The sequence below is a fragment of the Lentzea alba genome, assembly GCF_047445655.1.
Lineage (GTDB): Bacteria > Actinomycetota > Actinomycetes > Mycobacteriales > Pseudonocardiaceae > Lentzea > Lentzea alba_A.
Genome location: NZ_JAJAEG010000088.1, coordinates 1 through 2,260, shown reverse-complemented (window position 1 = coordinate 2,260; position 2,260 = coordinate 1). Strand labels below are relative to the sequence as shown.

Sequence of the window (2,260 nt, the reverse complement as noted above, 5' to 3'; positions counted from 1 at the left end):
GCCAGATCGAGTACCGCACCCGCGGCAGCTCCAGCGCGCCCGGCAGTGGCCCGACCTCGCCCGGCGCCCACTCGGTCAGCGTGTCCTCGGCACGTTCCACCACCACGACCCGATCACCGAGGTCGTGCAGGTTCTCCGGCGCCGTCTCCTCGGAGGTGGGCGCAGTCCTGCGCAGGTCCAGAAGCTCCAGCAGGTGCACGCCCTGCCCGGCGGTCAGGCCCGAGTAGTCGTGACCCCGCAGGAACTCCGGCGCGGACGGGGGCGTCAAGAGGCCGAACAGATCCGCCTCCGGCACACCGGGCACGATCCTGCGCCGCATCGCCGCTGCCAGCTCGCCCCGCAGCTCCTTGGTCGTGAGGTCTTCCTCGGGCGCTTCAGACTCGTCGTCGGTGTCGAGGTCCTCGGTGGACGACGAGAAGCCGGCTCCGCCGTCCAGTCGTGGCCGCTCGCGCAGCGACTTTTCCCTCCACTCCCGGTACTCGCGGTCCAGCCGCTGCGGCTCGTTGCCCCACGCCCGGAGATCCGCCTCCGCCCGCGCGACCTGGTCCCGCGCCGCTGCGACCTCGCCTTCGGACTGCTGGAGAAGCGTCCCGGCACGCGCGCCGTCACGTGAACCACCCGCCGGACCCGAGAAACGCGCGACCAGCCGCGCGTGCGCCTCCTCCGCGCCACGAAGGCCCTGACGGGCCGTCACCAGGTTCGTCCAGGCCTGATCCCGCGTCGGCGGGAACGTGGCGGGATCGGCGATCAACGACACATCGGGTTCACCCCGGCCGGCCGCGTCCTCGTCCAGGATCCACGACCACTGAGCGGCGTCCCGCTGCAACACGTCGGCACCTGAGGACTTGCCGCGCTCCCCGGTGAGATCGACGGTGATCACCGCACGCCGGCGGGCCTGCTCGACGGACATGCCGTCCGGCCGCTCGCCGACGGCGCGTCCCTTGGACTCGGCAATGATGTCAACGACCTCGTTGGCGGCAACGGAGTTGGTGCCCTGCAACAGGTCCAGCTCGCCCTGGACGACCTCGCCGAGCGCCTCGGCGGTGGCATCGGCTCGTGCCTTGCCCGTCCGCACCGCCTGGCCGACACCGAACGACGAGCCGTTCCCGTAGCCGACCACGGTCGCCGACGGCTTCGGCAGGCTGCTGCCCTGCCGCTCGACCGCGGCCCTCGCCAGCACCCTCGCGACAGGAACCAGCCTGTCCCGCTGCGACGGGGGGAACACCTTCACGCCTTCCGGGAACAGGATCTGCACCGGACCGGGCGGCGTGGAGTCGTCCTGCGGCACCGAGGGAACGTCAGGAGGCGGTGTTTCGCCGGTCCGCGGGACGTGCGCCATCGTGGCCGGTCGGGAGTACTCGGCGAGGAAGTGGGAGACGGGGCCGGTCTCGTCGACGGTGATGAACTCGGCGGCCGCGGTCGGCAGCACGACCGTGCGTTCGTCACCGACCGCGATCAGCTCGCGGTCGGTGACCGTGCGCACCATCGCAGCCAACTGCGGCTGAGAAGCCAGATACCCCAACGCCGCCGTCCAGATCAGGCCCGGCTCGTGGTGCCGCGCCACCACATCGGCGACCACGGTGAGATGCAGGTCCCCGTCGCGGTTGTGCAGCTCGCGCACCAGCATCTGCACCACCCGCTTGGTCAGCTCGACCGTGCCTTCCCGATCCTCGGTCGTGACGGTGGCCGGCGGCCGGTCGCGGCCCACCCAGCTCGCGCCGCTCCGCATCGGGGCCGTGAAGGGCGGGAGCTGGTTCCTCGACTCCCACCCGAGGCGACGGGCGAAAGCCGAGAGGGTGTCCGGTCCGGTGCGCCCCATCACCGAGTGGCGCCGGACGTTCATCCGCGCGATCTTGACGAACTGATCGGGCGTCCAAGACTCCACGGAGCTCAGCAGATCCCGCTGCCGTGTGCCGTAGTTCTCCCGGATCACCTCGAGGTACACGTCCGCGGCCGGGTGCCCCTTGGGCATCACCAGCAGGTCGTTGCCCTGCTCAGACCTGGTCTTGTGAACGCCGAACGCCTCCTCCGACACCAGGACCTTCTTGATCTGGCGGACGGTGTCCTCCGAGGTGGCGTACTCGCCATCGCTGTAGAAGCCGCCGAAACGCTGCAGCACGGTCAGCCGCAGAACGTCACTCGCGGCGGCGTAGCCGTGCTTGGTCTGCTTCGCCAGCTCCGCCTGGAACGCCGACTGCAAGGGCATCGGGCTGCTGCTGTTGAACACCTCGAACACGTTGACCAGCAGCACGTCGTTGTC

Annotated in this window: 1 protein-coding gene; it reads right to left on the bottom strand. The window is 70.5% G+C overall.

Annotated features, from left to right (window positions below):
• On the bottom strand, positions 1–2,260 hold a 2,260-nt coding region (locus tag LFM09_RS49960), incomplete at both ends, for a TcdA/TcdB catalytic glycosyltransferase domain-containing protein (protein WP_414103710.1).